General features: G+C 59.6%; 26 protein-coding genes and 1 riboswitch. Of the genes, 7 read left to right on the top strand and 19 right to left on the bottom strand.

Annotated elements, in window-relative coordinates:
- The first annotated feature begins 2 nt into the window (after positions 1-2).
- Genes VMY05_04165 through VMY05_04140 form a run of 6 tightly spaced genes read left to right on the top strand, consistent with a single transcriptional unit; the run spans position 3 to position 4832 of the window.
- Positions 3-431 (top strand): prepilin-type N-terminal cleavage/methylation domain-containing protein, encoded by a 429-nt coding sequence (locus VMY05_04165; protein ID HUV30274.1) that lies wholly within the window; start codon positions 3-5, stop codon positions 429-431.
- A 4-nt stretch (positions 432-435) separates the two neighbouring features.
- Positions 436-915 carry a prepilin-type N-terminal cleavage/methylation domain-containing protein gene (locus VMY05_04160; protein HUV30273.1) on the top strand — a complete coding sequence of 160 codons (480 nt, stop codon included), beginning with the start codon at positions 436-438 and terminating at the stop codon, positions 913-915.
- A gap of 15 nt (positions 916-930) precedes the next feature.
- On the top strand, positions 931-2538 hold the full coding sequence (pilM, locus tag VMY05_04155) for a pilus assembly protein PilM (GenBank protein ID HUV30272.1): 1608 nt from the start codon (positions 931-933) through the stop codon (positions 2536-2538).
- Entirely contained in the window at positions 2535-3098 is a 564-nt protein-coding gene (locus VMY05_04150) for a hypothetical protein (protein ID HUV30271.1), read from the top strand. Before pilM ends, VMY05_04150 begins: the two co-directional genes overlap by 4 nt.
- Complete coding sequence (locus VMY05_04145; GenBank protein ID HUV30270.1) at positions 3095-3544, top strand: hypothetical protein; 450 nt, start codon at positions 3095-3097, stop codon at positions 3542-3544. The genes VMY05_04150 and VMY05_04145 overlap by 4 nt, the downstream gene beginning before the upstream one ends.
- A 4-nt stretch (positions 3545-3548) precedes the next feature.
- A complete protein-coding gene (locus tag VMY05_04140; protein ID HUV30269.1) occupies positions 3549-4832 on the top strand; it encodes a secretin and TonB N-terminal domain-containing protein in 1284 nt (427 codons plus the stop codon).
- On the opposite strand, the gene VMY05_04135 is transcribed toward VMY05_04140, so the two are convergent.
- From VMY05_04135 to VMY05_04065, 15 genes are all read right to left on the bottom strand, one after another.
- Complete coding sequence (locus VMY05_04135; GenBank protein ID HUV30268.1) at positions 4829-5278, bottom strand: MauE/DoxX family redox-associated membrane protein; 450 nt, start codon at positions 5276-5278, stop codon at positions 4829-4831. The two genes, VMY05_04140 and VMY05_04135, sit on opposite strands and share 4 nt — an antisense overlap.
- A complete protein-coding gene (locus VMY05_04130; protein ID HUV30267.1) occupies positions 5266-5781 on the bottom strand; it encodes a rhodanese-like domain-containing protein in 516 nt (171 codons plus the stop codon). The genes VMY05_04135 and VMY05_04130 overlap by 13 nt, the downstream gene beginning before the upstream one ends.
- 74 nt (positions 5782-5855) lie before the next feature.
- Positions 5856-6596 carry a ZIP family metal transporter gene (locus tag VMY05_04125; protein ID HUV30266.1) on the bottom strand — a complete coding sequence of 247 codons (741 nt, stop codon included), beginning with the start codon at positions 6594-6596 and terminating at the stop codon, positions 5856-5858.
- Positions 6597-6752: 156 nt separating this feature from the next.
- Positions 6753-6935, bottom strand: coding sequence for a hypothetical protein (locus VMY05_04120; protein ID HUV30265.1), 183 nt, complete (start codon positions 6933-6935; stop codon positions 6753-6755).
- A 207-nt stretch (positions 6936-7142) separates the two neighbouring features.
- Positions 7143-7460, bottom strand: coding sequence for a LuxR C-terminal-related transcriptional regulator (locus VMY05_04115; protein HUV30264.1), 318 nt, complete (start codon positions 7458-7460; stop codon positions 7143-7145).
- Between the two features lie 14 nt (positions 7461-7474).
- The gene (locus VMY05_04110; GenBank protein HUV30263.1) at positions 7475-8014 is read right to left on the bottom strand and encodes a hypothetical protein; all 540 of its coding nucleotides are present in this window, start codon (positions 8012-8014) and stop codon (positions 7475-7477) included.
- A gap of 254 nt (positions 8015-8268) precedes the next feature.
- Positions 8269-9279, bottom strand: a complete 1011-nt coding sequence (locus VMY05_04105) for a lysylphosphatidylglycerol synthase transmembrane domain-containing protein (GenBank protein ID HUV30262.1) — start codon at positions 9277-9279, stop codon at positions 8269-8271.
- The gene (locus tag VMY05_04100; GenBank protein ID HUV30261.1) at positions 9276-10391 is read right to left on the bottom strand and encodes a glycosyltransferase family 4 protein; all 1116 of its coding nucleotides are present in this window, start codon (positions 10389-10391) and stop codon (positions 9276-9278) included. The genes VMY05_04105 and VMY05_04100 overlap by 4 nt, the downstream gene beginning before the upstream one ends.
- Positions 10388-13357, bottom strand: coding sequence for a DUF2723 domain-containing protein (locus VMY05_04095; GenBank protein ID HUV30260.1), 2970 nt, complete (start codon positions 13355-13357; stop codon positions 10388-10390). Before VMY05_04095 ends, VMY05_04100 begins: the two co-directional genes overlap by 4 nt.
- A gap of 146 nt (positions 13358-13503) precedes the next feature.
- Complete coding sequence (gene nusB / locus VMY05_04090; protein ID HUV30259.1) at positions 13504-13929, bottom strand: transcription antitermination factor NusB; 426 nt, start codon at positions 13927-13929, stop codon at positions 13504-13506.
- A gap of 3 nt (positions 13930-13932) precedes the next feature.
- Positions 13933-14403 carry a 6,7-dimethyl-8-ribityllumazine synthase gene (ribH, locus tag VMY05_04085; protein HUV30258.1) on the bottom strand — a complete coding sequence of 157 codons (471 nt, stop codon included), beginning with the start codon at positions 14401-14403 and terminating at the stop codon, positions 13933-13935.
- A 7-nt stretch (positions 14404-14410) separates the two neighbouring features.
- Positions 14411-15631, bottom strand: coding sequence for a bifunctional 3,4-dihydroxy-2-butanone-4-phosphate synthase/GTP cyclohydrolase II (locus VMY05_04080; GenBank protein HUV30257.1), 1221 nt, complete (start codon positions 15629-15631; stop codon positions 14411-14413).
- A 1-nt stretch (position 15632) separates the two neighbouring features.
- The gene (locus tag VMY05_04075) at positions 15633-16268 is read right to left on the bottom strand and encodes a riboflavin synthase (protein HUV30256.1); all 636 of its coding nucleotides are present in this window, start codon (positions 16266-16268) and stop codon (positions 15633-15635) included.
- 2 nt (positions 16269-16270) lie between these two features.
- The gene (ribD, locus tag VMY05_04070) at positions 16271-17374 is read right to left on the bottom strand and encodes a bifunctional diaminohydroxyphosphoribosylaminopyrimidine deaminase/5-amino-6-(5-phosphoribosylamino)uracil reductase RibD (GenBank protein ID HUV30255.1); all 1104 of its coding nucleotides are present in this window, start codon (positions 17372-17374) and stop codon (positions 16271-16273) included.
- 76 nt (positions 17375-17450) lie between these two features.
- Positions 17451-17575, bottom strand: a riboswitch (FMN riboswitch).
- A gap of 143 nt (positions 17576-17718) precedes the next feature.
- On the bottom strand, positions 17719-19770 hold the full coding sequence (locus VMY05_04065; protein HUV30254.1) for a GAF domain-containing protein: 2052 nt from the start codon (positions 19768-19770) through the stop codon (positions 17719-17721).
- A 291-nt stretch (positions 19771-20061) separates the two neighbouring features.
- On the opposite strand from VMY05_04065, the gene VMY05_04060 reads away from it, so the two are divergent.
- Entirely contained in the window at positions 20062-20376 is a 315-nt protein-coding gene (locus tag VMY05_04060) for a hypothetical protein (protein ID HUV30253.1), read from the top strand.
- A gap of 82 nt (positions 20377-20458) precedes the next feature.
- Here the strand turns inward: VMY05_04060 and rnhC are convergent, their stop codons facing one another.
- Genes rnhC through VMY05_04040 form a run of 4 tightly spaced genes read right to left on the bottom strand, consistent with a single transcriptional unit; the run spans position 20459 to position 24421 of the window.
- On the bottom strand, positions 20459-21112 hold the full coding sequence (gene rnhC, locus VMY05_04055; GenBank protein ID HUV30252.1) for a ribonuclease HIII: 654 nt from the start codon (positions 21110-21112) through the stop codon (positions 20459-20461).
- A gap of 3 nt (positions 21113-21115) precedes the next feature.
- Positions 21116-21676 (bottom strand): elongation factor P, encoded by a 561-nt coding sequence (gene efp, locus VMY05_04050; GenBank protein HUV30251.1) that lies wholly within the window; start codon positions 21674-21676, stop codon positions 21116-21118.
- A 60-nt stretch (positions 21677-21736) separates the two neighbouring features.
- Positions 21737-23581 carry an ATP-binding protein gene (locus VMY05_04045; GenBank protein ID HUV30250.1) on the bottom strand — a complete coding sequence of 615 codons (1845 nt, stop codon included), beginning with the start codon at positions 23579-23581 and terminating at the stop codon, positions 21737-21739.
- Positions 23582-23635: 54 nt separating this feature from the next.
- Positions 23636-24421 (bottom strand): prepilin peptidase, encoded by a 786-nt coding sequence (locus VMY05_04040; protein HUV30249.1) that lies wholly within the window; start codon positions 24419-24421, stop codon positions 23636-23638.
- Between the last annotated feature and the right edge of the window lie 5 nt (positions 24422-24426).

Here is a 24426-nt window from a genome sequence, read left to right as displayed (position 1 = left end):
GAATGAATCTCAGGCGTCTGTCAAATCGGGGCGGATTTACACTGATCGAGTTGGTCATTATCATCGTAGTGCTGGGAATCCTGGCCGCGGTGGCCATCCCCCGGTATCAGAACATCACCGGGGAAGCACGGGAGGCCGCCTGCCGGGCAGCGCTGGGAAGCCTTCGCTCCGGGATCACGATCTTCTACGCCAACGAGGCCGTGAAAACCGGAACCGCAACCTGGCCGACCCTGGTCGAGGTTCAGGCGGTGGGAACAGTGATGGCACAGGCGATTCCGGGTAATCCGTATCAGCCCGACCCCGATTCCACCAATCTGATCGTAGCGGGAGTCGGCAGGCTGCCCGACGGAACAGCTCACGGCTGGACATATAACTCCGCCACCGGCGAAATCTGGCCCAATACAAATGTTGTGGGTGAGAATCAGTGGTAAGAAGATGAGCCGCACGTTCCCCGGGAACGTGCGGAAAAACCCCAAGCTCGGTCGGGGCGGTTTCACTCTGATCGAGCTTGTTATCGTTATCGTTACCCTGGGAATTCTGGCCGCAGTAGCGGTCCCGAAATTCACGGAAATGGCTCAGAGCGCCAAGATCAACGCTACCAAGGCGGAGATAGCGGCCCTGAAGAAAGCCATTACCGGAAATCCTGCGGCCGTCTCAGGCGGTGAGTACATCGACCGTGGGTTCGAAGGGGACGTCGGATTCGCCCCTTCAGCTCTGGCCGACCTGGCGGTCAAGCCCGACTCGATAGAAGCCTACGATCACCTGGCCCGCCTGGGCTGGAATGGACCGTATATGGACGGCGCCGGCGGCGAGTATCTCGCAGACGCTTGGGGAAACCCGTACGGGTACGACCCGGACAGCCGCCGGATCATTTCCACCGGGGGCGGAAGCGACAGTATCATCGTCACGTTTTAGGTGGGAAAAGCAGGGATGCTTGACCTGAAGAAATCACAACCACCGCAGCCGTCGGGCGCCGAGGCGCACGAGGCACCTCCGGCATCCTATTCATGGCGTCCTGTCCGCCCGCGAAAGTGGCACCTTTTCGGCCGCCACGTTACGTGCAGCATCGACGCGGACTCCCTTCAACTGGCCGCCGCAATGCACTATGGGTACGGCAGGAAACTGCTGGACGTCCGCAAGGTGTACGTGCTTCCCTCCATCGCCTCGCCAGAGGAAAAGACCGACTTCATCGCCGACAGCATAGACGACTACATACGAGAGTTTGGCGGCCGTCGCCCCATGCTGTCGGTGACCGTGGGCGGCCCGGACACGGCCTTCAGAACCTTCAGCATGCCCTACGTCTCGAAACGGGAGCTGGCGTCGGCCATCGCCTTTGAAGCCAAGCGGCAGGTGCCGTTTCCCGTTAACGACTGCGAGTACGACTACCGAACGGTAGAGACCGCCACCGACGGCGACATAAAGCGAGCCCGGATCGCCATCCTGGCCGCTACCCGCCGCATGCTGCACGAGAATCTCAGGCTGTTCGACCGCATCGACCGCAGCGTGTCTCACGTGTTCCACGCCCAGGAAGCAATCGGACAGTTGCTGCGCTGGCTGCCGCGATTCCGCGAGGATGCCAACTACGCCCTGGTCAGCATTGAGCGCAACCATACGGAGATCGCCTACTATCACGGATCAAACCTCGAGTTTTTCCACATCAGCGCACTCGGGTCGGCCTTTCTGGCCAACCGGTCCGATCCGACAATGTTCGAGTATTTCAGCGAGTCCCTGGCCACCGAGATACAGAACTCGCTGGATTACTACACGGGCCAGTTCTCGGCTCACTTCGCCAACCAGATATTCATCCACGGTGACCTGTCGTACTCCGATGAGTTGGTCGAGCAACTGACCGATCGTTTCGGTTTCGTGTTTCGACGATTCCCGGCCGATCAACTCAAGTTCGTCAGGGGCAGGAACCTCGGCTTCGAAGTCTCCCTGCCGGTGTGCCTGCCGGTGCTCGCGTCGGTCGTCTGTCCGGCAAGGCTGACCAACCTGCTCCCGCAGGAGCGACAGTACCAGCAGCGCCTCCGCCGGGCGAACAAGATCGCCGTAGTCTGCCTGGCCGCGCTTTTCTTCATCGTATCGGGTGTCACGCTCTTCCAGCGGTCCCAACTGGGCCGCGTGAAAGGCCACCGGGACGAGTTGACTCAGCAGGTAAAGAACTTTCGTAATTCCCCGGTGTTCGACACCTACAACTTGCTTAACGAGCGCATCGCCGTCGACCAGTCTTACCTGGACAAGATCAAGGCGGCACCAAGCTATCTCAGCCTTAGCCTCAAGGAACTCTCGCACCTGACACCGTCGTCGATCCGGCTGTACACCCTGCGCTATGACGTCACTCAGCCGGGACAGAACCTGCAGATCCAGGGTGTCGCGGTACATCCAGGCATACCCCCCGAAATCATCCTGGCGGAGTTCGTGGAGAGCCTGTCTGCTTCCCCGTACTACGACGACGTGGCTGTCATGAGTCACACCAAGCGGCAGGTCGACGGGATTTTCGAGCTCGAGTTTCAGGTCGCCGCAAGGGGAAGAGTATGAGAGCACGCGTGGCGGCATATGTCTGCGTGGGCATGGTGTTGCTGTGCCTCTGGGCAATCCTGGTCTATCGCCCGCTGGATCGTGAACACGGCCAGGTACTGCAGCAGGTGGCGGATGTCGAAGCACAGTTGACCGACATTAACCGCACGCTGGCCAGACTGCCCGAATTCCTCGCCGTGAGCAGCCAGCTTGAGGAATCCAGACTGCACCTTCAGTCGTCACTGTACGCGAAGCGGGACATCCTCAAGCTCCTCGAGAGGATAACCGATCAGGCCGAGGAGCACGGACTGACTCTCACGGAAATCATCCCGCCGGTCAATGAACTGCTCGAGCTTAACAGGATAGTCGCCCAGCCCGATGAGCCGCAGTTTCTGAATCTCGTGCTCCGACTCAACGGCAGTTACCGCGGTTTTGGACGGTTCGTCGGCGGTCTGGAAAGCGCCCCGTACTTTCGCGGTATTAACAGTTGCCAGATCGTCAGTTCACGTGATGTGAACCGGAAGGTTACGTTTTCAGTGGGTTTCAGGGCCTTGCTGGGCAACGTCGAGGCAACGACATGAACGACAAAACACGCAAGAGACTGGTGTCCCTGCTTTTCATCGCCGCGGTTATCTGGGCAGCCTTCACGTTCCCGGGCCGCAGCGATAAACCCGTCTCTTACCCGGCGCCGGCTCGTGGTGTCATTCAGGCAAGTACGGCTTCGGGCACGATCAGAGCCCCGCTGGACGTGCAGCAGCACCGGGCCAAACCCTGGGGTAATGACCCTTTCAGGGCCAGTCCGGAATTCTCGAAGGGATCACCTGTTGTTGCACGACAGCCCCGGTCACCCGGCTGGAGACTCTCCGGCACCCTGTATAGCCAGGGATTCCCTCTGGCCTACCTGAACGGGCGCACGGTCAGCGTGGGCGATACCGTCAACGGCGCCAGGGTAATCTCCATTGAACAGGGCACGGTCACGCTCGAGCACAGAGGCGACCGTTTCACCATTCGCGTCAGCAAAGGGTAGCACTATGATACGCGCAATAATTCGCATCAGCATGGCAATACTCCTGACGGCAGGTTCTCTGTCGGCCCAGGCCAATCTAACCGAGGGAAAACTGACCCTGGAGTTTCAGTCCACGCCGCTGGTGGCCGTCCTGAACATGATTGCGCAGCAGAACGGCTTGAACCTCGTTGTCTCCGGGGCCGTCGAAGGTAACGTCACCGTCAAGCTCGACAACGTCGACGTGGCCACGGCGCTCGACGCCGTGCTGGCCGCCAACGGCTACACGTACTTCCACCGCAATAACGTCATCGTCGTAAAGGCCATCGATGCCGCCGAGGCCGGCGACCTGGAATCCCGGACAATCACCCTGAAATACCTCGACCCGGTCACCGCCCGGAAAGCCGTTGAACCCCGTCTCTCGGACAAGGGACATGCGGTCATACTCGACCGGAAAGCGAAGGAAGGAACGTCGACCGACACGTACGCCGCAAACAGGATAATCATCACCGACTACCCGAGAATCATTGACGACCTGGTTGACCTCGTGGTCCGGCTTGACGTCCGCGAACGGACCATCCTGATCGAAGCACGGATCATCGAAACCAAGGTTGACGATCAGCTCCAGCTCGGCCTGAACTGGCCGTCGGCCATCGACGCCAAACTGAGCGGCGCCGACGACGGCACCGCCGGCACGGCGTACACGACCGCCACCTCCAGCAGAAACGCCGGGGTTCTTGAAGTCGACGGCGGCCGTTGGATCTGGGGTAAGCTTTCAGTGGCCGAACTGCGCATGGTGCTGGATCTGCTGCAGCAGAAGGGCAACAGCCAGCTCATCTCGGACCCCCGTATCACCACGGTCGAGAACCACGAGGCGGAGTTCAGATTCGAAACGGTGATCCCGATTCAAACCATCAACCGCTTCACCGAGGGGGCCGCCACCTCAGATATCGTCACGTTTGAGGACGTGGAGGTCGGTATCTCGCTGAAGGTGACGCCGCGCATAAACGAGGCCGGCCGGGTCACCCTGGATGTTGAACCCACGGTGGAGGATATCATCGGCTTCAACGGCCCGCCGGGAAACCAGAAACCGATCACGGCATCACGTTCGATCAGAACGCGCATCAACGTTCAGGACGGCGAAACTGTGGCTCTGGGAGGCCTGCTGAAGGAAGACGAGATCAAGACCGTGAAGAAGGTCCCCGTGCTCGGCTCTATCCCGCTGCTGGGCAGCCTGCTGTTTTCTCACCACTCTGTCGAGAAGACCACCACGGACCTGCTCATCCTGATCACGCCGCACATCCTGGATTAAGAGCGAGGCTGCAAACGCCAGCGCCGCGACCGGCTGAACAGCAACTGCAGCGTGAACACGATCATGCCCAGGTCCAGCAAAAGGGAGTTCCACGCCGGCCCGGTGGCCGATCCGGCGGCCTTGAAGCAGCCGCAGTCGATATCGATCCCCAGCGCAATTGTGTAAGCCAGAGCTATGATGAACGCCGCCGTCATCACGTTGACCCAGACTACCGCTCCCCGGTAAACGATCCCCAGAATCAAGGCCAGGCCGCAGAAAAGCTCCAGCCAGGGCAATATCAGGGCCGCCAGGTTGATGAGCTTTCCCGGGACGAGGTGGTAGTACCATATCGACTTGGCAAACAGGGCGGGCTCCACAATCTTGTAGAACGACGCGTAAATGAAGAGCACGGCGATAAGTACCCGGGAAAACATGGTCAGGTAATCGTTATCCACTATTGACCGCATGGCTTCCTCCGCTCCACGTCCAGCCCGTACTTCCCCCATTCCCGCGCTCCGCCGAAAAAGATGAAAACACGCGTGTAGTTGAAATCCTGGAGATTACGGCCGAGATATAACGAAAGGTCGCACTCCTCGCCCGAGCAAAACACGACTATCGACCGGTCGCGGCTGACACCCTCAAAGACGGAGTCGTAGTACGCGGGAAGATCCTCCGGGAGATACTCGAACGGGATGTTGATCGATCCCGGGATGGTGCCGCATTCGAATTCCTCGGCGGAGCGCGCGTCGACAAACAGGGCGTCGCCCGCGTAGAACTCAAGCTGTGCGACGTTGACGTCGATAAAGGGCGGATCGCCCTCTTCGGCGGCAGGCGGGACAAGCGGCCCCTCTCCGTCGGACAGGTCCCGGTACTTGCCGATGAAATCAATGCGCTGGGGCGACAGCAGGTTGGCCACGAGGCCCGTCACTACCGCGGCCGCCAGCAGAACGATTGTCTGTTTGATGACCATAGCTTCCAGGTTACTGATTCAAGTTTGTGTTACAGGTTATACTCGTCACGGCCGAACCGGTTTGCAGGAATTAGTCAGTGGGAATGCCCGTGAAACGTCCCCAGCCCCAGCCATCCGATCGCCACTATCCCCAGCAGCACCAGCACCAGATTTACCCATCGCCGCCTGCGGCTGTGGAACGCCTCGGGCAGCAACTCACCGGTGGCAATGTATAGAAAAGATCCCGTTACCAGTCCCGTCATAAGGACCAGTACGTCCTGCTTGCCGTTTACGAATACCTGGGCCAGCAGGAGCGCCCCGACCGGCGTCATGGATGCAAACAACAGCAGGTAGAGGGTAATCCGCCGCATCGACTGCTTGGCTAGGATAAGCAGCGAGGCTAGCGCAAAAGCCGCCGGCACCTTGTGGGCCAGGATCGAAACGAATAAGAGGCGGCCCAGATGCGGATCGGCAGCCGTCACCGCCAGCCCTAAACCGTCGATAAGAGAATGTACGGACAGGCCCACCAGGGCCGTTATACCCAGTACCTCGTGGCTGTGCTCGTACCCGCGATCGCCGCGGCTGAACAGAATGCGCTCCAGGAAAAACAAGAGCAGGTAGCCCCCAAGGACGAAAAAACCCACCGTGGCAGTCTGGTCATCGGGAAAGGACTCGGGGATCAGGTGGATGAACACAATCCCGAGAAACACACCTGCACCGAACGCCAGGAACATGTGGAGCAACTCGTCCGACCAGCGCCGCACCAGTATAACCATACCGGATGCAAACGCGGCCAGAAACAGGATCAGGCAGTACGGCAGCAGGCTATTGCTCATACGAGCGGGAAAAAGGACCAATCGCCGGTGACTGTCAACATAAATCCGGCCCGCCCGGCGAGGCAAAAAATAAAGGACCTGCCGCGATCGACAGGTCCTCGAATTTGGTCGTAGTCCAAGAATAGGACCGTGCTGACGAAGCTCCGAACTTTGCCCCTATGACAGCCTTGCGCCGGTCTTGTCGGGGATTCCAGGATTGATCAACCAATATCTTCCCTGAAGGATTCTCCCAACAACTGTTACAAACTTATTCGGCGACAGGACCTGCAAGCCGTATAGGTGCCAGCAATCCTTCTCTCCTACGACTGCAAATTCCTCGGCCTCTTTTCTTTTCGGCATGGCAAACTCCCTATTGTCATCTACTGTGTGAACACAGTTAGTTACCAATCATATACCACAGTTAGCAATGAAATAGGGGTGCCCAGTGGTTAGTTAGGCTATCACCTCCTCACCGGTCGTTTCGTGCCGACGTGACTTTTCACGAAGGTGCTTACGGACCCGGATATGTATATATTCCCTTCTATAAAATAGCCGCCTGACATACACCTACGAGCCGAGAAGCTGCCGTAACTTCCTGATAGCCCTATGCTTATAAATGTTCACCACCTGCTGGGTGATCCCCAGATCGTGGGCTATATCTCTCTCTTTTCTACCCAGCAGGTAAAACCGGATCACCTGTTTTTGCCGCCGCGAAAGCGAGTTATTGACGTGCCATTTCAGGCGATTGCGAAACCTGTCCAGGGCCGCACTCTTCGAAATCTCTCCGGTCGTCTTGTAATAGGCAGATCGTTCGTTGGCAAATGACTCAAGAAGCAGCCGATCTACCAGCACTTCTGCGAATGCCGATTCGTCCCGCTTTGCCATCATCGCACCGAACGTCAAAAGTCAAGCTTGTTCTTTGTCCTGATCCGGTTGAGGCTGTCCACACTGATCGAGAACCGCCGGGCGGTTTCCTGGCGAATCTCAGAGAGCGCTACACGACGTTCATAACGTGAGAGATCACCCGGTAAGTCGTTAAACCTCTTCCTGTAATACGTCAGCACACGACGGTGAAAATCGAGACTGTCGACCTTGGCCGCCTGCGACGCCTGCCCGGTGGGGGCCGCCTCGCTCCGGGCACCTGCCGAGAGGCCCCGGATTGTTTCCTCGCTGGCCTGCAACATCTGGCTGAGGGAGTCCGTTTCCTGTCGGCGGGCATCGTCGAGTTGCCGCAAGGAATCCTGGTACGAGGCCTTCACTCCCTTCAGTCGGCCCTCGAGTGAATCGACCGAATCGCGCAGTCTGCCCTCTTCGCGCTCGGCCGTGGCGGAGATCTCGTCCAGAGCCTCAGACCGCTCCTTGTCGTCCCGGACTGTTTTCAAATAGCTTACCGCAAAGATCAGGCAGATCAGCAGGACAGCCAGCAGTACCTTCTTCATTACCTATATCTCCCTCAATTTTTATCATGCACCGGCGGATGGGGGCAGTCAAGTTTGAACTTCCGGCGGTAGTCGATCAATGTCGGGACAACTTGGATCGATCCAGTCTGGTTTGCCAACCTTTTGCCGGACAACCGGTTGCCGCCCCTGGCCGATAGAGAGCCGTGTGAGGATAAAAAGGACTGAGGCACCCGCAAAGGTTCAACCGCCGGTCTTTAGAACAGCCTGGCGGAAATTGCAGAATCGACCGGCCGCTACATCCCGCCCACGGCTTCTTTCTCCAGAGACTTGAGCGACAGGTGCGCCCTTCTGAGAAAGTAGAAACCCATCAGCGTGATCGGGATGTACTGGGCCAGATGCAGGACGATTGAGAAAGCACGCGCATCAACGTCGGCGACCTGGTAAAGCGACATCGTCAGCACCGTCCCCAGGTGGTATACGCCGAAAAACCCGGGCGACGACGGAATCAGAATCATGATGGATACGACCACGAGCAGCACGTAGGAAGCCTCAAGAGTGAGGTCAAACCCGAACGAAAGAAAAACAAAATAGTTGGACAGCCCCATGAACAGCCAGAGGATTATGGTCTGAACGGACACGGAAAGCAGTTTCTTACCGTCCTTCATGAAGTCGAGGCCGCGGGAAAACCGCAGTACGATTCCCCTGACTTTCTCCTTGACGCTCTCGGGTGCAAAAAAGAGGTAGCGGGTGAGGACCTCGCCGGACTGGCTGGGCTTGAGGGCCAGGATGACAATGAAAATCAACCCCAGCAGGGCGGCCAGCACGGCCGCATAAGTGCCGACGCGCAACTGCTCATCGAAGTGCAGCGGCGATATGAAGAGGACTACCCCGAAGATAAGCAGCAGGGCCACCAGATCGAACACCATTCGTTCGACGAAGATGGTGGCCAGCGACGACGACTTGGACACGTCGCCGTCCTGGCGTGACAGCGAGTAGGCCCGCACGTACTCCCCCAGCCTGAGCGGCAGGATGTTGTTTGCCATGAAGCCTATGCAGGTGGCGGCCAGCAGCCTTGAGAAGCTGACCATCTTGATAGGCGCTATCATGAACCGCCAGCGGTACGCGCGCTGGTACATGGCCAGAACGACAAAGAAGATGTTCGGCACCAGCCACCAGTAATTCGGCTTCTCCAGGGCCTGCCAGAGCTCGTCTGCAGGCGTGTCACGAAAGATCTGCCACAGCGAGACCACCGAGACCGTAAACCCGATCAGCAGGAAAATCACTCGGCGCCACCGTCCGGTCATTGCTTCCCTCCAGTGATTTCCAGAAGGAGTGCCTCGAACTGCCGGGCCGCTGTATCCCAGTTAAACCTCTCGGCCCACTCCAGGGCTCCCTGTTCAAGACGCCGGCGCAGTTGATGGTCCTCCAGAATACGCAGGAGCTTTTCGGCCAGCTCGTCCGTGTCACCGAACCGGTACAGGAAGCCGGTCTTGCCATCCTGAACCGAGTCGCGGAGGCCCGGGGAATCGGCCGCGACGACGGTCGTACCGACTGAGTTGGCCTCGATGTTGGTCAGCCCCCAGCCCTCCTTGAGCGAGGGCAGGACTGACACATGGGCGCGCCGCATGCGCTCTACCTTGTCCTGAAGCGACACGTACCCCGGGAACTCGACGGCATCGCCGAGATCGAGTAATCCGGCAAGCGACTTGAGGGCAGCCAGATAGTCTCCCGCACCCACAATCATCAGCCGGGCCTCGGGCAGCCTGGCTTTCACCCGCTTAAAGGCGATGATGAGATGCTGAATCGACTTGTACTTTTTTATTCGTCCGAGATATAAAACGGTCGGCTGGTCATACTTGGTCACCGACGCATCGTGCGAGTAAACGTCACGATCGATGCCACAGTGGATTATCGATATGTCCTCACGGGGAACCCCGCGGGCGACGATGTCCTGTGCCGTCGACTCCGAAATAACGTTGAACCGCCTGCCCCGGTACACCGGCACGAGGGGTTTCTCGGCCAGGTATATGTAGGTCCCCAGGAGGAAGTTTATCTCCTGGAAGACCGTCGTCGCAAACAGGTGCGGAATGACAACCAGGGTTTTGAGGTCGAGATAGAGCGGGGTGTAAAACGGTATCTTGTTGATATCCTCGATCAGTATGTCGAACCTGTTCTGCTGCACGAGCTGCCTGAGGTGAAACGGCGCCACGAGATTGAAACTGATACGCCTGCCGCGGCGGATGATTCTGATCCCCTGGATCGTCTCCTCCGCCGCACAGCCCGGCCAGCCCGAGCAAAACAGGGTGACTTCGTGACCGTAGGAAACCAGCCGGCGCAACAACTCCTCGAGGTGGACTTCCGCCCCGCCTCCAAACGGGTTCTTCAGGTCGTTCCAGTTGAGCGCGAGGATGTTCACTGGGAGTCCCTCTGCCCGCCGCCGGACAGCGATTCCAGCTGCAAGAGCAGCCCGTCCAGGGCCGCCCTGATCTCCGTGTCGTCGGGGTTGTAGTACAGCCACCGCTCGAGGACCGAGACCATTTTCCCGGCATCCTGCTCCCGCAGAAGCAGCCGTATGATTTCATCGAGCGCCGGATGGTACGACGGCGACGTGCTCAGGAGCCTGTCAAGGATCAGCCACGCCTCTTGCGGCCTCTCAATCTGGCGATATGCCCTGGCCAGGGAGAGTCGAAGCTCGCGCAGGTCCCCGTCGGGATACCTCCCCAGCAGCGCGACAATGGAGTCGATCTCTCCCCGGGCGGCAAACACCTGGCCAAGGGCATTGACCAGCCTGCCGGAACCCGGCCTGATCTGCAGGGCCAGCCGGGCCAGCTCTTCCGCCTCCACATACATCTCACCCAGGCGAAAACTCTCAGCGGACATGATCAGGCTGTTTGCGACGTTGCTTACGGTCCGCAGGGTGGTCTCATTCTTGTAGATCGTCGGATCGGCGAAGCTCTTGTACCGGAATCGCGTCGAATCCCTGAAATAGGCCAGTGTTTCCTCTCTGTCTACGGTGAACCGGGTCTTGTCGCGATCCAGGCGAAACTTCATACCGCTCAGGGTCAGGAGTGAATCCGCCTGCTGCCCATGATAGGTGCGAGCCGAACCGACCAGCGTAATACAGAAGTTAACGGGGATATCCGGGTTATGATCTATGACCGCGTCTATCACCAGGTCCTGAACGCGGAAGGATCGCCCGTCGCGCAGGCGGTACGGAATGAGGGCATCGATCTCGCGCTCCGTCCACCCGAGTTCGAGGTGCATATAGTCGCGCAACTGCTTGATGTACCACTTGGAGTTGGCCAGGGCCAGGTTCACGACCTTGACGTCTTTGCGCACCCCGTATGCCTCCTGCAGACACCACAGGGGAAACGTATCGTTATCCGCGTTGGTGAACAGCACCGCGTTTTCATCCGCCGACGACAGCAGGTTCCAGGCGTAGTCGTAGGGAATGAAGTCGTTGGACCGGTCGCACACGTGCCAGTTGACGGCCAGGGCGTACGCCGGCGTCAGGAACACGACCAGGCCGGCCGCCAGGACCGTCCTGCGGACCGACGGCGTATACCTGGCCACCAGTTCCCGAAGGAACTGCACCACGGCGGCCCAGCCCAGACCGATCGCCAGGCCGAACAACATGTAGGCGGGGCTGAAGAAATAGTCCCGGTCACGCACCTCAAGGTAGTCGCGCAGACCGACCTGCCGGGTACCGTCAGCGAAATTCATATACAGTATCAGGCCGACCGACGTCACCAGCAGCAGGATCATGAACAGCAGGCCGGTCTCCGATCGCCGCCGCACCACCTCCCAGATACCGAAGAGGCCGATCACGAACAGCAGGAAGAACTTGCGCCCCGACAAACCGTACTGTTCCTGGAAGAACGACCAGAATCCCATGCGGCGATGCATGCCGAACTGGTTCCCCCACTCGCCCCGGCGAGTGAACATCCGCTCGAACATCGACTCCAGGCCGTACTGCTTGCGTTCGAGGAAGTTTATCGTCGACGTCAAATCCTGCGAGGGGTTGTTCTCGTTGATGTACGGGTCCTGCGCGGAACGTATGGGAACGTACAAGTGCACCGAGAATCCGAGCACGGCGGCCAGAATGACCAGCAACGCCGTCGCGGCGCCCCGCACCCTGTACCCCAGACCGAGAACGAGAATCACCAGCACGGCGATACCGATACCATAGAAAAACGGCAGCACCCCCAGGATGATCATTAACGCCGCCACCAGCGCCAGGAGGATGGGCAGGTTCACGTAACGCCAGATAACGGCCGCCGTCGCGACCAGCAAAACAAAAGAGAGAACGAGAAAGGCCCCGTAACCCTTCAGGCCGGACAGCAGCAGCAGGGTCATGAAGGCGGCGGCAAATACCAGCAGGGCTCCGGGCATCACGTCCCTGAAAACCGGCTCGCCGGGACCGCGCTGTCGCAAGTACTGTCGCGTGATATAGACCGCGTACAGCAGCGTCAGGACAAAACAAACCACACCGAAGACCGTGGCCGGTCCGGCCAGCGCCGGGCTGACAAGACCGAGCAGCGGCGCGCAGGAGAACGCGAACCCCAGGGCCATCACCAGCGCCGGGCGGGGGACGCGCTCGAACGAAAGCGTATAGAAGAGATGAAAGATGAAGACGATCACGATGGGCACGTAAAACGGCACCGACACCGGCGGCGACGAAAGCGCGAAAACGAGGTAAAGCTCCATCAGGTACAGCGCAGCGAGGATGAACCAGTACCTGACGGGCGTTCCGTCCTTCAGAACGAACACGAATGCGCAGGCCGGCAGGACGAGCAGGGTCGTCATGTGAACGCCGATACCGAGAAAGGCAAGATAGACGATGGCCAGCAGGATCCGGCCGGCGGCGGGGGTCCCGCGTTTATCGAAGTAAAGCAGCGTCAACCAGAGAATCGCCATCATCAACATCATGGCCATCCCGTATACCTCGGCCTCCGTGGCGTTGGTCCACTCGGTCCTGCCCAGGGCCAGGAAAAGGGCACCGCATGCGGACCCCGCATACAGCAGAATTCTCCCGTAACGGCTGCCGTCCCCGCGAAACCAGATGCGCAGAAGTCTCACGCCGCACAGGTAGCCGAAAAGTGCGGCGATGGAAGCAGTCAGGGACGACAAAAAGTTCACCCGGGTGGCCACGTCGGCGAAAAGCGGGATAATCGAAAAGATGCGACCAAACATAATGTACAGCGGCGTTCCCGGGGGATGCGGAATGCCGAGAATACAGCTGGTGGCGATGAACTCGCCGCAGTCCCACAGGGAAAGCGTGGGAGCTTTTGTCAGCATATAGACTGACAGGGTGGCCAGCCAGACGGCGGTTGCAATCAGGGCATTGGTGCGGTCAAACTTGTAGGTCGAAGTATGCTGCATGCCGATCAGTGCGGTGACCCCGGAACACCCCGGAGGCTGCCCTTATTGCCGGACGTACATTACCAAAAGCCGGTAATATAACCGTTTTGGCGGTGCTGTCCAGTTTGTTTTAGACAGGCGGGACAGCCGAAAAGAACGCAACGGCCCTACCCCGCGGGGCCTTGCGGGCTGCTCTTCACGAAGCTGTCGAGAATGCCGTTTATAAAAGCGGCTGATTCCCCGGTTGAGTACTCCTTGGCCAGTTCAATTGCCTCATTCAGAGTCACCTTTACCGGTACATCCGGCATCTCTCGCAGTTCCACCAGGGCCATTTGCATGATACTGCGGTCCACCAGGGCAATCCGCTCGATATCCCAGTTTTCCGCCAGCGACGAGATAACTTCATCCGCCCACTGACGGTGCTGACATACAAGCAGAAACAGAGCGCGAGCGAACTCATACGCCCTCTTGCTCAGTGAGCCGGCGGCAATGATGGCGCTCACGATCTCGTCGGGATCGCGCCCGCCCACGCTCTCGGCATAGAGGGCTTTGAGCACCAGTTCCCGGGCACGCCGGCGGGCAGTGTCGGCCATACCCTACCCTATCGAGCGATAGAGATTCACCAGCTCAATCGCAGACTCAGCGGCATCCCAGCCCTTGTTGCCCGCTTTGGTCCCGGCGCGTTCGATGGCCTGATCAAGCGTGTCGGCCGTGACCAGGCCGTACACCACCGGCACTCCCGAATCAAGAGCCAGCCGGGCAATACTCCTGGAGGCTTCAGTAGCTATATAGTCAAAATGGGGAGTGTCGCCGCGAATGACCGCGCCCAGACAGACGATTGCGTCGAACTTGCCGGTTTTGAGCATCCGGGACGCAGCGTAAGAGATTTCAAACGCGCCCGGAACATAGGCGACGGAGACGTCCTTCTCGGCCCCACCGTGGCGGCGCAGGCAGTCAAGCGCCCCGTCGCGAAGTTTGTCCGTCAACAGATTATTGAAACGACTGACCACGAGACCAACGATCAGTCCCTTGGCATCGAGGTTTCCCTCGTAAGTTGTGTACGCCATAGCAGCCTCACGATTTCTTTAGTACAAGCAAATGTCCCAGTTTATCCCGTTTTGTTTCCAGATACCGATGATTGTGCCGTGTCGGTTCGGTCTGCAACGGCACGCGTTCAGTAATCTCCAGCCCGTACCCTTTGAGGCCGATCACTTTCCGGGGATTGTTGGTCAGAAGCCGGATGGAATTAAGCCCCAGGTCGACCAGTATCTGCGCCCCGACTCCGTAATCGCGGAGGTCCGCCTTGAAACCGAGGTCCTCATTGGCCTCCACGGTGTCACGGCCGGCGTCCTGCAACTCGTAGGCAAAGAGCTTGTTGGCCAGGCCGATCCCGCGTCCTTCCTGGCGCATATACAAAATGACACCGGTGCCTTCTTTTTCGACCCGCTGCATGGCCTTGTGAAGCTGCGGGCCGCAATCACAGCGATGCGACCCGAACACGTCACCGGTCAGGCACTGGCTGTGAACGCGGACCAGAACGTCGGGCTTGCCCGCAACGTCGCCCTTGACCAGCGCCAGGTGATGGTGATCGTCGATATCGGAGCCGTACAGGTGCAGCTTGAAATCACCGTACGCGGTCGGGAAACCGACCACCGAAAGCCGGTGCACCAGCTTCTCGGTGTGGTGCCGGTAGGCAATCAGGTCGCGAACGGTTATCATTTTGAGATCGTACTTGCGGGCTATCTCATGCAGGCGAGGCACTCGCGCCATCGTGCCGTCATCGTCCATAATTTCGCACAGCACGCCGATCGGCTGAAAACCGGCCAGACGGGCCAGGTCGACGGCCGCTTCAGTATGACCGGCCCGGGAGAGCACCCCCCCGGCCACCGCCTGCAACGGAAAAACATGCCCCGGCCGGCCGAGCTCCTCGGGACGCGTATCCGTATCGACCAGCTTACGGATAGTCGCCGCCCGATCGTGCGCCGAGATGCCGGTCGTCGTGCCGTCAAGCGCGTCCACCGAGACCGCGAAACGGGTGCCGTGCTTGGCCGTGTTGCGATCCACCATCGGACGCAAACCAAGAGCTTCCATCCGCGCCTCAGTCATGGGCACGCAGACCAACCCGCGCCCGCGCGTGGCAAGGAAATTGACCGCCTCAGGGGTTATTTCCTCGGCGGCCATGATCAGGTCACCCTCGTTCTCACGGTCCTCGTCATCGACCACGATCACGAACTTACCCTTCCTCACGTCTTCTACGGCCTCGGAAATACCGTTGAATCGGATATCTTCAGTCATGCTACCATCCACTTTCGATGAGTTTATCTATTGTTAACCCTGGTTGTTTGTCACCAGCCATCAGTTTTACAACGTACTTGCCGATCATATCGAATTCAATGTTGACGCCGTGCCCGGTTCTAAGACCGCTCAGGCTGGTATGCTCAAGCGTATAGGGGATCAGATTGACGGCACTTCGCCCAGACCGGCAACTGTTAACGGTCAGGGAAACGCCGTTGATGGCAATCGAACCCTTCTCGACGACAAGCCGATCATACGCTTTGTTGAACCGGACGCCCAGCTCAAACGATTCTCCGACCGGCTTGAGATATTCGACCGTCCCCGTGTCGTCCACGTGACCGCTGACGAAATGCCCGCCGAGCCTGCTGCCCACGGTCAGGGCTCGCTCGATATTGACCGCCCGGCCGACCCGGTAGTGCCCCAGGACCGTCCTGGCAAGCGTCTCTCGGGACGCTTCGACCCTGAAAACACCGGGCTGGGTGGCCACGACCGTTAAACAGGCACCGTCACAGGCAATGGACTCACCGATCACGATACCGGCGGAATCGATCGACGAACGGAGCGTCATGATCCGGTAGTTGCCTCGCGACCCGATCTCCGCGATCGTTCCCACTGTTTCGATCAACCCGGTAAACACGTTCAGCGTCTCCTCTTTGGATATCCCGTGACGATGACATCATTCCCGCAGCGTTCAAATGAGCTGTCGGTCAGTTCAATCGCCCGGGACAGCTTCCGGATCTTCAGGTCACCCACGAGACTTCGCCCCTCCCCGATCAACATCGGCGCCGTGACCACCACCAGCTTGTCCACCAGCCCGGCTTTCACGAACGAGGTCGCCAGCCGGCTTCCACCCTCTACCAGCAGGGACCGGATGCCGAAACGTGCGGCCTTGGCCACAAAGTCATTCAGGTCAAGCAGCCGTTGTCGATCAGACTTGATAACCCAGAAAGTGATCCCGCTGTTCCGGCGACGCCGGACAAACCGCTCGATGGCCGCTTCCGTGGAGGCGACGACGGTCTTGAAGTCCTCGTTGTCGTCGAGCAGTTCGCAGGTACGCGGGAAATCGAGGGATCGGGAGAGAACAATGCGATAGGGGTTGCGGCCTTTCACCAGTCGGACCGTCAGCGCCGGGTTGTCGGTCTTCACCGTTCCCATGCCAACCACCACGCCGTCGACTTCGGAACGCAGCCGGTGTGCAAAAACGCGCGCCGGCCGACCGGAAATCCACCGGGAGTCACCCGTTGCCGTGGCGATCCGGCCATCAAGCGTTTGCGCCGCTTTCAATATGATGAACGGTCGGCGGTTCTGATGAAATCCAAAATACTGCTCGTTGAGGCGTGCCGCATCTTTCCCCAGCACGCCGTGCTCGACCGTGACACCGGCTCGTCTCAGTTCGCGCGCTCCCCGGCCCCTGACACGGGGGTCCGGGTCCCTGACCGCGTAAACCACGCGCTCGATACGATGGTCGATAAGAGCGATGGTGCACGGCCCGGTGTTGCCGGTGTGACAGCAGGGTTCCAGCGTCACGTACATGCAAGCCCCCCGGGCGCGGCGGCCGGCCTCTCTGAGAGCGACTACCTCGGCGTGATCAGCACCCGCCCGGCGGTGATAGCCTTCGCCGACAACCCGCCCGTTCTTGACGATAACGGCCCCCACCATCGGGTTGGGTGATGTCTTCCCCCGTCCTCGAACCGCCAGTTCGAGCGCCCGCCGCATGAATCCTTCGTCCGCTTTCGCGCCCATAAAAAATTACCCGCGACAATCATCGGGGTAACGGTCAGACCGGGCTCGCGCTCGGTACGGCGAGCTATGTAGCAACCGCCATCTTCTCCCATCCGGACTGTAACCGTCGGCACCTGAATTTCACAGGTTCAACCGGACCTCGATCCGGCTCGCGGGCTATGACCGCCGGTTGAGGATTTGCACCTCACCCCGAAGACTCACCGGCCAATATACTTGATTAGCCGGAAAAGGCAACCGGTTTCTTAAACGGCAGGGAGTCCCCCTTACGACCGTAAAGCGGTATCTCGTGGCGGCCCGGACCGGACCGTTGCGTGGCTCGCGGGCAGGTTACGTCGTGGACGCGCTCAGCTTCCGGCCTCCTCATGCAGGTATGCGCTGATCCTGCGAGCCGAGCGGTCGATTATCGACAGGTAGCGGTTTACCTGCTCCTGATCCGCCTGCGGCCGGGACCTGAGCATTTCCACCGAGCCCAGAATACCCGTCAGAGGAGATCTGACACGGCTTTTCAGCGCTGTCTCCATCTGTTCGCCGACCGGCTCCGGTCCCGCCGGCATAACCCCGGGCCGCAGATCCGGCGTGCGAACCGAGAGGCGAGCGGCAAGGGCGAGCAGTTCCGCAACGGAAGCGACAAACTGCATTTCTTCAGCTTCGAATCCGCTGCGTGCCGCCGCGCCGGCGGCTGCCAGGCTCAGGACGCCCACGACCCGGCCGGCGCCGGTAATCGGCATCAGGCAAACCGGGCCGAGCACGGGCGCGAATACCTGAGAAGCCTCTATTTCCGACAGGGCGGCAGGCTCCCGTCCGCTCTGAATCAGGACGACCTCACCGCGCTGGATCACTCTTTCGTGCTGGGGCATCAGTGATAGCACCATCGTACCGTTCTCCGGCACCATGCCCGTCGTAAATCCGCGCACAACCAGGGCGCGCGATTCAAGAAAGGCTGCTTCCCCGTCTAACAGTGAGATGCGCACGAAGTCGAGATCGAGTTCGTCGGCCAGCAGGCGGGCGGCATAATCGCACGCCGGTTTCACTCCGGCCGAGGCGGTCACGTGGGTGGTAAGCCCGTTCAGCCGGGCAGCCCGGCGTTGATAGGCCGCTGCGACTGCCTGCGCCTGGTAACCCAGCAGGATTCGGGCCAGGAAGGGGCGAATGGTCTCGACGGCTGCGGCCGTGGAGTCATCAAACTGGCGTAATCGTCGTGAGCCGGCGACAAACAGGGCCCGCGTGCCGGAAACTCGGTGCGGTAGGGCCACGAGCGATTTCAAGTTATGCACGCGGAGGAATTCATCAACGGTGACGTCACCTGCCTGACCAATATCCTCGATGATCCGGACCCTGTCCGAGTCAAGCAGCCGGCCCGCAAGCGTGTTCGGACCAGGTCGTTCGTCAAGATGCTCGACCAGCACGGTGCCACTGTCGCCCACGGTAACCCGTGTCGCCTTCGGCTGACGTTCATCGACGAGCAGCAGCGACAGGACGTCGGCCGTCGACAGGTCCGTGACGCCGTTGGCCAGGGCGGTCATTTGTGATTTCAGATCCGGCGCGCTGTCGAAGGCCCGCTCCAGATTCAGCCGCTGCCGATCACGACCGCGCAGCCACTGTCGGTGAAGCTTGACCTGATCCAGCTGTATCTTCCGGGCAATGATGTCGCCCGCTATTCGCAGGTTCAGTTCGTCGTCATGATCACAGTTCGTGTCTCGCGAACGCCAGAGGAGGAAGAACGCCACCGGACGATTGGCCACGGAAACCGGCAGGACCACCTGCGGATGCCCACCCAAGTCCGCCAGGCCGGTGATGATACCGGCCGATTGCGCCGGTGTGCCGTCGAGGTACTTCTGCCAGCCGGTCTTGCTGAATGACAGACGGTACATGCGTCCCCGGTCAAGCCCGAGATTCCGGCTCTTGGCAGTGAGGTGAAGCGTCCCGCCGCGGGAGAGCTTTACCGCGGCGCCGTCTTTAAAGCCGAAATGTTCCATCATGTAATCCACGGTCGTAGCGAGTACCGTGTCCAGGCGACCTTCCACGCTGACCAGTTGTTCCAGACGTTTGAGAAACTCCAGGTGATGTACTTTCGTTTCGTTGTACCTGCGGTATGCACGAATGGCCGGCAGCCAGTGAGATACTCCGCCTACCAGCATGGCGGCCCCGAAGATGGCGGCAATCCAGATGACCAGTTCATAGAAGACCGGCTCGGATAGAAACGGAACCGAGTTGAACAGGCCGGCGTTGCTGTGCACGCGGGAGACTGCTACCAGGGCCAGGATCGCCAGCCCGACGGCAATCTGGTTATAACTTCGCCTGCTTTCGACTCCGACCTGTTTCTTGAACCTCAGAACCAGCAGGAGCGCAAGCAGAAAGAACAGCGAGACAAGCCAATCGGCAATCTCTGGAGTCATGGCACCTCCCTCGCGCCGAGATACGGTGGATTCTACTGTAATCACTACAGTTATCGGCACTTACCGGACCGAGGTTAGCCGGCATCGATAGCCCTCCGCCCACTGACTGCGGACGCAGGCCTATCCATTTCCCGTCGTTCGCTCCGGAGCACGGCCTTCCGGGTTGCGTAACCCGTTGTAAATCAACGGGTTCGTCGGACTCTCCCGGTCCGGCATCCGGATTGCGGTGTTTCGCAGTACCAGAGGGATAAGTTCAACTGACTGCCGTCACGTCGGCGGAGGGAGGAAATCATGCAAGCTAGATCTATGTCTACTCTGTTGCTGGGACTGATCCTGGCAGGCTGCCTGTTATGCGTTGGCTGTTCTCAGGAATCCGATCCGCCCACCAGCCCGACCATTACCGACTTGAGCCTTGGCATCACGTCCGAGGACGACATCGATTCCGACGGCTTCACCATGGACGATTTGCTTACCTACGGGTACGAATTCGACAACGAGGAACAGGACGCGGACGACGACATCATCGGTGAAATCAGGATCGACAAGGATGAAGATCAGGATATCTACAATCCGGACGACTGGAAAAACCCGAACGAAGGAAGCTGATACAAATCGAACGGCGTAGAGGGTTACTGCCGCCGACCTGAAAAAAAGCCGGACCGGGTCCGGCTTTTTTTGCCCGTAAAGTTCAGAGATCCAGCCGGGGATTGACGACTCGACTGTAGTTCTTGAAGTGCATTTTGGCGATTTTGCGCAGTATACCGACGCCGTGGGTCGCCACGACGCGACGTCCTGCCTCGTCCACCTGCCTGGCCGCTCCCAGCGGAAGCCGGACACCGATCAGGCGGGACAGCTCCTGCATTTGCCGAATGAAAGCGGCACGGGCCAGGACCGAGGCAGCCGCCACCTGTGGGATTGCCTCGCCGCGAACCAACTGCTGCAACGGCAGCGTATGACCGCGCTCTCGCATGGCCGTCTCAATCAGCTCGGTCTTGCCGAATTTGTCGGAGATCGCAATCTCCGCCTCCGATTTTAGCAGCACCAGTTCGATAGCGCGGACGTGACCTGCGGCCAGCAGTTTGTTGAGGTTTCGTATCTGTTCGTAGCGATCGTTGTATTCTTCGGGTGAGATGACGACCACGGCGTGGGGAAAGATACGACGGAGTTCAGTATCGATCTCGAGCAGCCGCCCGTTGGCTATTTTCTTGGAATCCCTGGCCCCGATCTTAGTCAGTTCGGTCGTCTGAGCATCGTCCGCCAGCAGGGCAGCCACGACCAGCGGGCCGAAGAAGTCACCCTTGCCGGATTCGTCAACGCCTATGATCCGCCGGGATGCGCTCACCCGTCAGTTTGCTCGTTCCAGGTAACGGCCGGTGCGGGTGTCCACCTTGACCTTGTCGCCCTCTTTGACGAATGGCGGAACCTTGACCACGAGCCCGGTTTGCAGCGTAGCCGGCTTCGTGACGTTGCTGACCGTGTCCCCCCGGACGGCCGGTTCGGTTTTGACAACTTCCAGAATGACCGAGGCCGACAGGTCGACGGCGATAGCCTCGTTATCAAGAAACAGAACAGTGTATTCCTGGTTTTCCAGGAGGTACCAGCGGGCCTCGCCGAGGTTGCCGGCGAGAACCTGAAGCTGCTCAAACGTCGTCGAATCCATGAATGCGAATTCGCCGCCATCCTCGTAAAGGTACTGCATTTTGCGATTCTCGAGGTCGGGGGGCTTGAAAGTGTCGTTAGAGGAAAAGACCTTCTCGATCACCGCGCCGGTCTTGATGTGCTTTAGTTTGGTCCGAACGTTGGCCTTGCCACGGCCCATCTTGAAGTGCTGAAACTCAACCACGTAGTACGGCTGATCATCAACCACAACCGGCAAACCCCGCCGAAAATCTGAGACTGAATACATACGTCCTCCTGAAAACCAGTCTCAAATATAGCAAAACGGGGCGATTCCCCAAGCACTTTTCTACACTGACCCGGCAGGCGCCTGATCCGCCGGCACTGACTTCGCGCACGGCCGGCAGGGCAGGAACAACGTAAAGACACTTCCCTGCCCGACTCTGGAGGTGACCGTGACTCGCCCGCCGTGCAGATCGAGAATTTTCCGCGCCAGGGACAGCCCCAGCCCGGTGCCCGAAGGACGATTGGAGAAAAACGGAGTAAAGATGCTGTCCAGCTCGGTCTCTGCGATTCCCGTACCGAAATCCTTTATTTCTATCCGTACGCCGCCACCGACCTCGACCGATGAGATTGCCACCGTCCCCCGGCCCTCGGGGTAGGCCAGGACGGCGTTGTCCAGGATGTTGACCAGTGCCTGCCTCAGCAGGGCGGCGTCGCCCTGAACCGTCTGGTTGCCCTCAAACGAAATTGAGAATTCGGCCGACCGGGATTCTTCGCGCACGCGAAAAGATCCGACCGTTTCTTCGATCAGGGAACGCACGTCGACGGGCGAGGGGATGAAATACAGCGGTCGCGCGAAATTGAGAAAGCGCCCGATCAGGGTTTCCGCCTCAGTCGTCTCCTGAAGCAGGGCGTCGATGTTGTCCGTGGGCTGACCGCAGTTGACCAGCCGCCGACACACCAGCCGCCCGTAACCGGCGATTGTGCCAAGGGCGTTGCGCAACTGGTGCGCCAGCCCCCCGGCCATCTCGCCCAGCGCGACCAGCCGGTTTTTCTGTTCGAGTTCACGGCGAAGGCGGGCCAGCTCGGTCAGGTCGTTCAGCAGCACGGATACGCCCACTGTCTGTTCGTCGTAATCTTTAATGGGCGATATGGTGACCCCGACGACCAGATCGTCGGCGTCCCGGCGCTTGAGGGAAAGTTCCCGGTAGCCCTCGTAGTCGCCGCCCCTTAGCGCCCGAAACACCCGTCGGCCGAGCTCGGGATAGCTGGCAATCAGTTCCTCGCAGCGCGTGCCGATGTCGCGTTCGTCGTCAAGTTGCAGAATCCGCCGCGCGGCGTCGTTGAGCGACAGCACAAGACCCTGCTCGTCCATCGTGACAATGCCGGAATCGCTGGAGGACAGGAGGTACCGGTTGAACTGCTCGAGTGAGTCCACGCGGCTCTGGATTGAGGCGTTGAGCTTGAGAAGCTCGGCCTCCTTCTGCCTGAGGCGCTCTATAACCTGCCTGTACTCGTCGACCAGCGCCTCGGCCTCGTTACCCCCCTCTTCGACTCGGCGACCGGCCCGAGTGGCCTGTTCCTTGAGCTTGCGAAACGGGCTGAAGATGAACCGCGAAAGGATGAGATAGGTAACCAGAACAATGACCACTGACCACGGCAGGATGAAAGTGAGCACCTTTCTGGAATCGTCAAGATACGCAAGGTTGGCACGCTCGACCGTAAGCACCAGCAGACTTCGCCCGGCTTTCACCGGCATCGGATAGACGTAGAAGTACTCGTCGCCGTCGCCTCGCGTCAACTGCTGGTATTCCGCCCGCACGAGTTTCTCGGCCATCCGGGGGAGTTCCCCGGGCGGGAAGTTGTGGGCCATGGTGGCAAACCACTGCCGCCTGGCATCGCGCGTATCTTCGGCCGGCTGCGAGGGAATCACGATCAAATCGCTCAGGTCGTGCCGGACCGCAAGGTCACGCACTTCGGCGTCCGACAGCGGCTGCGGCAGCTTCTGCTGAACCGCGCGGCTGATCGCCAGGGAAGTCTGCCGAAGATGCCCGGACAGTCCCGTCTGGTCCGCCGAACGTGCCCTGTACACGACGAAATTGGAGACGAAGTTCAGCAGCAACAGCAGACTGACGATGACGAGAAAACCGAGATGTACTTCGGCTTCGAACTTGTTTCGCGGTCTGGCCATGGTTACGCCTGATCAATCGGAATTTCGGCGGCAGAATTAAGAATCGGCTCGGCCCTATGGAAGGCCCAGGAAGTGATCTACGTAGAAACCTACTATCCGGTCGCCCCACACCGCCGCCAGCATGGCGGCAACGGCCAGGAAAGGACCGAACGGTATCACGCGGTGCCGCCGCAATCCGCGCGAGAACGCCATCAAGACCAGCGCGACTGCCAGCCCTATGGCCGCCGACGCCACGAATACGAAAAGGACCTTTTGCCAGCCAAGGAAGGCGCCAAGCATCGCGGCCAGCTTGATGTCGCCGCCGCCCATGGAATCCTTCTTGAACAGCCAGTCACCGAGAAGAGCGATCAGGTACAGGGAACCGCCGCCGACGACCAGGCCCAGCAGGGACGACAGGATGCTCATCCCGCCCGGCAGCAGAGAGACCGCCACGCCCAGAACGATACCCGGCAGCGTGATGACGTCAGGAATGATTTGATGCTCCAGATCAATGAAGAATATCGCCACCAGGGCAGAGAATATGTACGCGAAGATAAAGGACTCCAGGGCAAGGCCGAATTGCCACAGCAGGTACAGGTACAAGCCTGCGGTGATCAGTTCGACGGCCGGGTACCGAGGAGAAATGCGTCCGCCGCAGAACGCGCACCGTCCCCGAAGACAGGCGTAACTCACAACGGGTATGTTGTGGTACCACTTCAGCGGGTGCCGGCAGTGGACACAGGCAGACCGGCCGGTGCGGATTCGCTCCCTGCGGGGCAGCCGGTAAATGACAACGTTCAGAAACGAGCCGACGGCCAGCCCGAGAAGACCCGCGATCAGATAGTTGAGAATTGCTTCCACCAAAT

This window comes from Acidobacteriota bacterium, assembly GCA_035529075.1.
Classification (GTDB): domain Bacteria; phylum Zixibacteria; class MSB-5A5; order GN15; family FEB-12; genus DATKXK01.
Note: the sequence above shows the minus strand (reverse complement) of the source record. Positions and strands in the feature narration are given on the sequence as shown.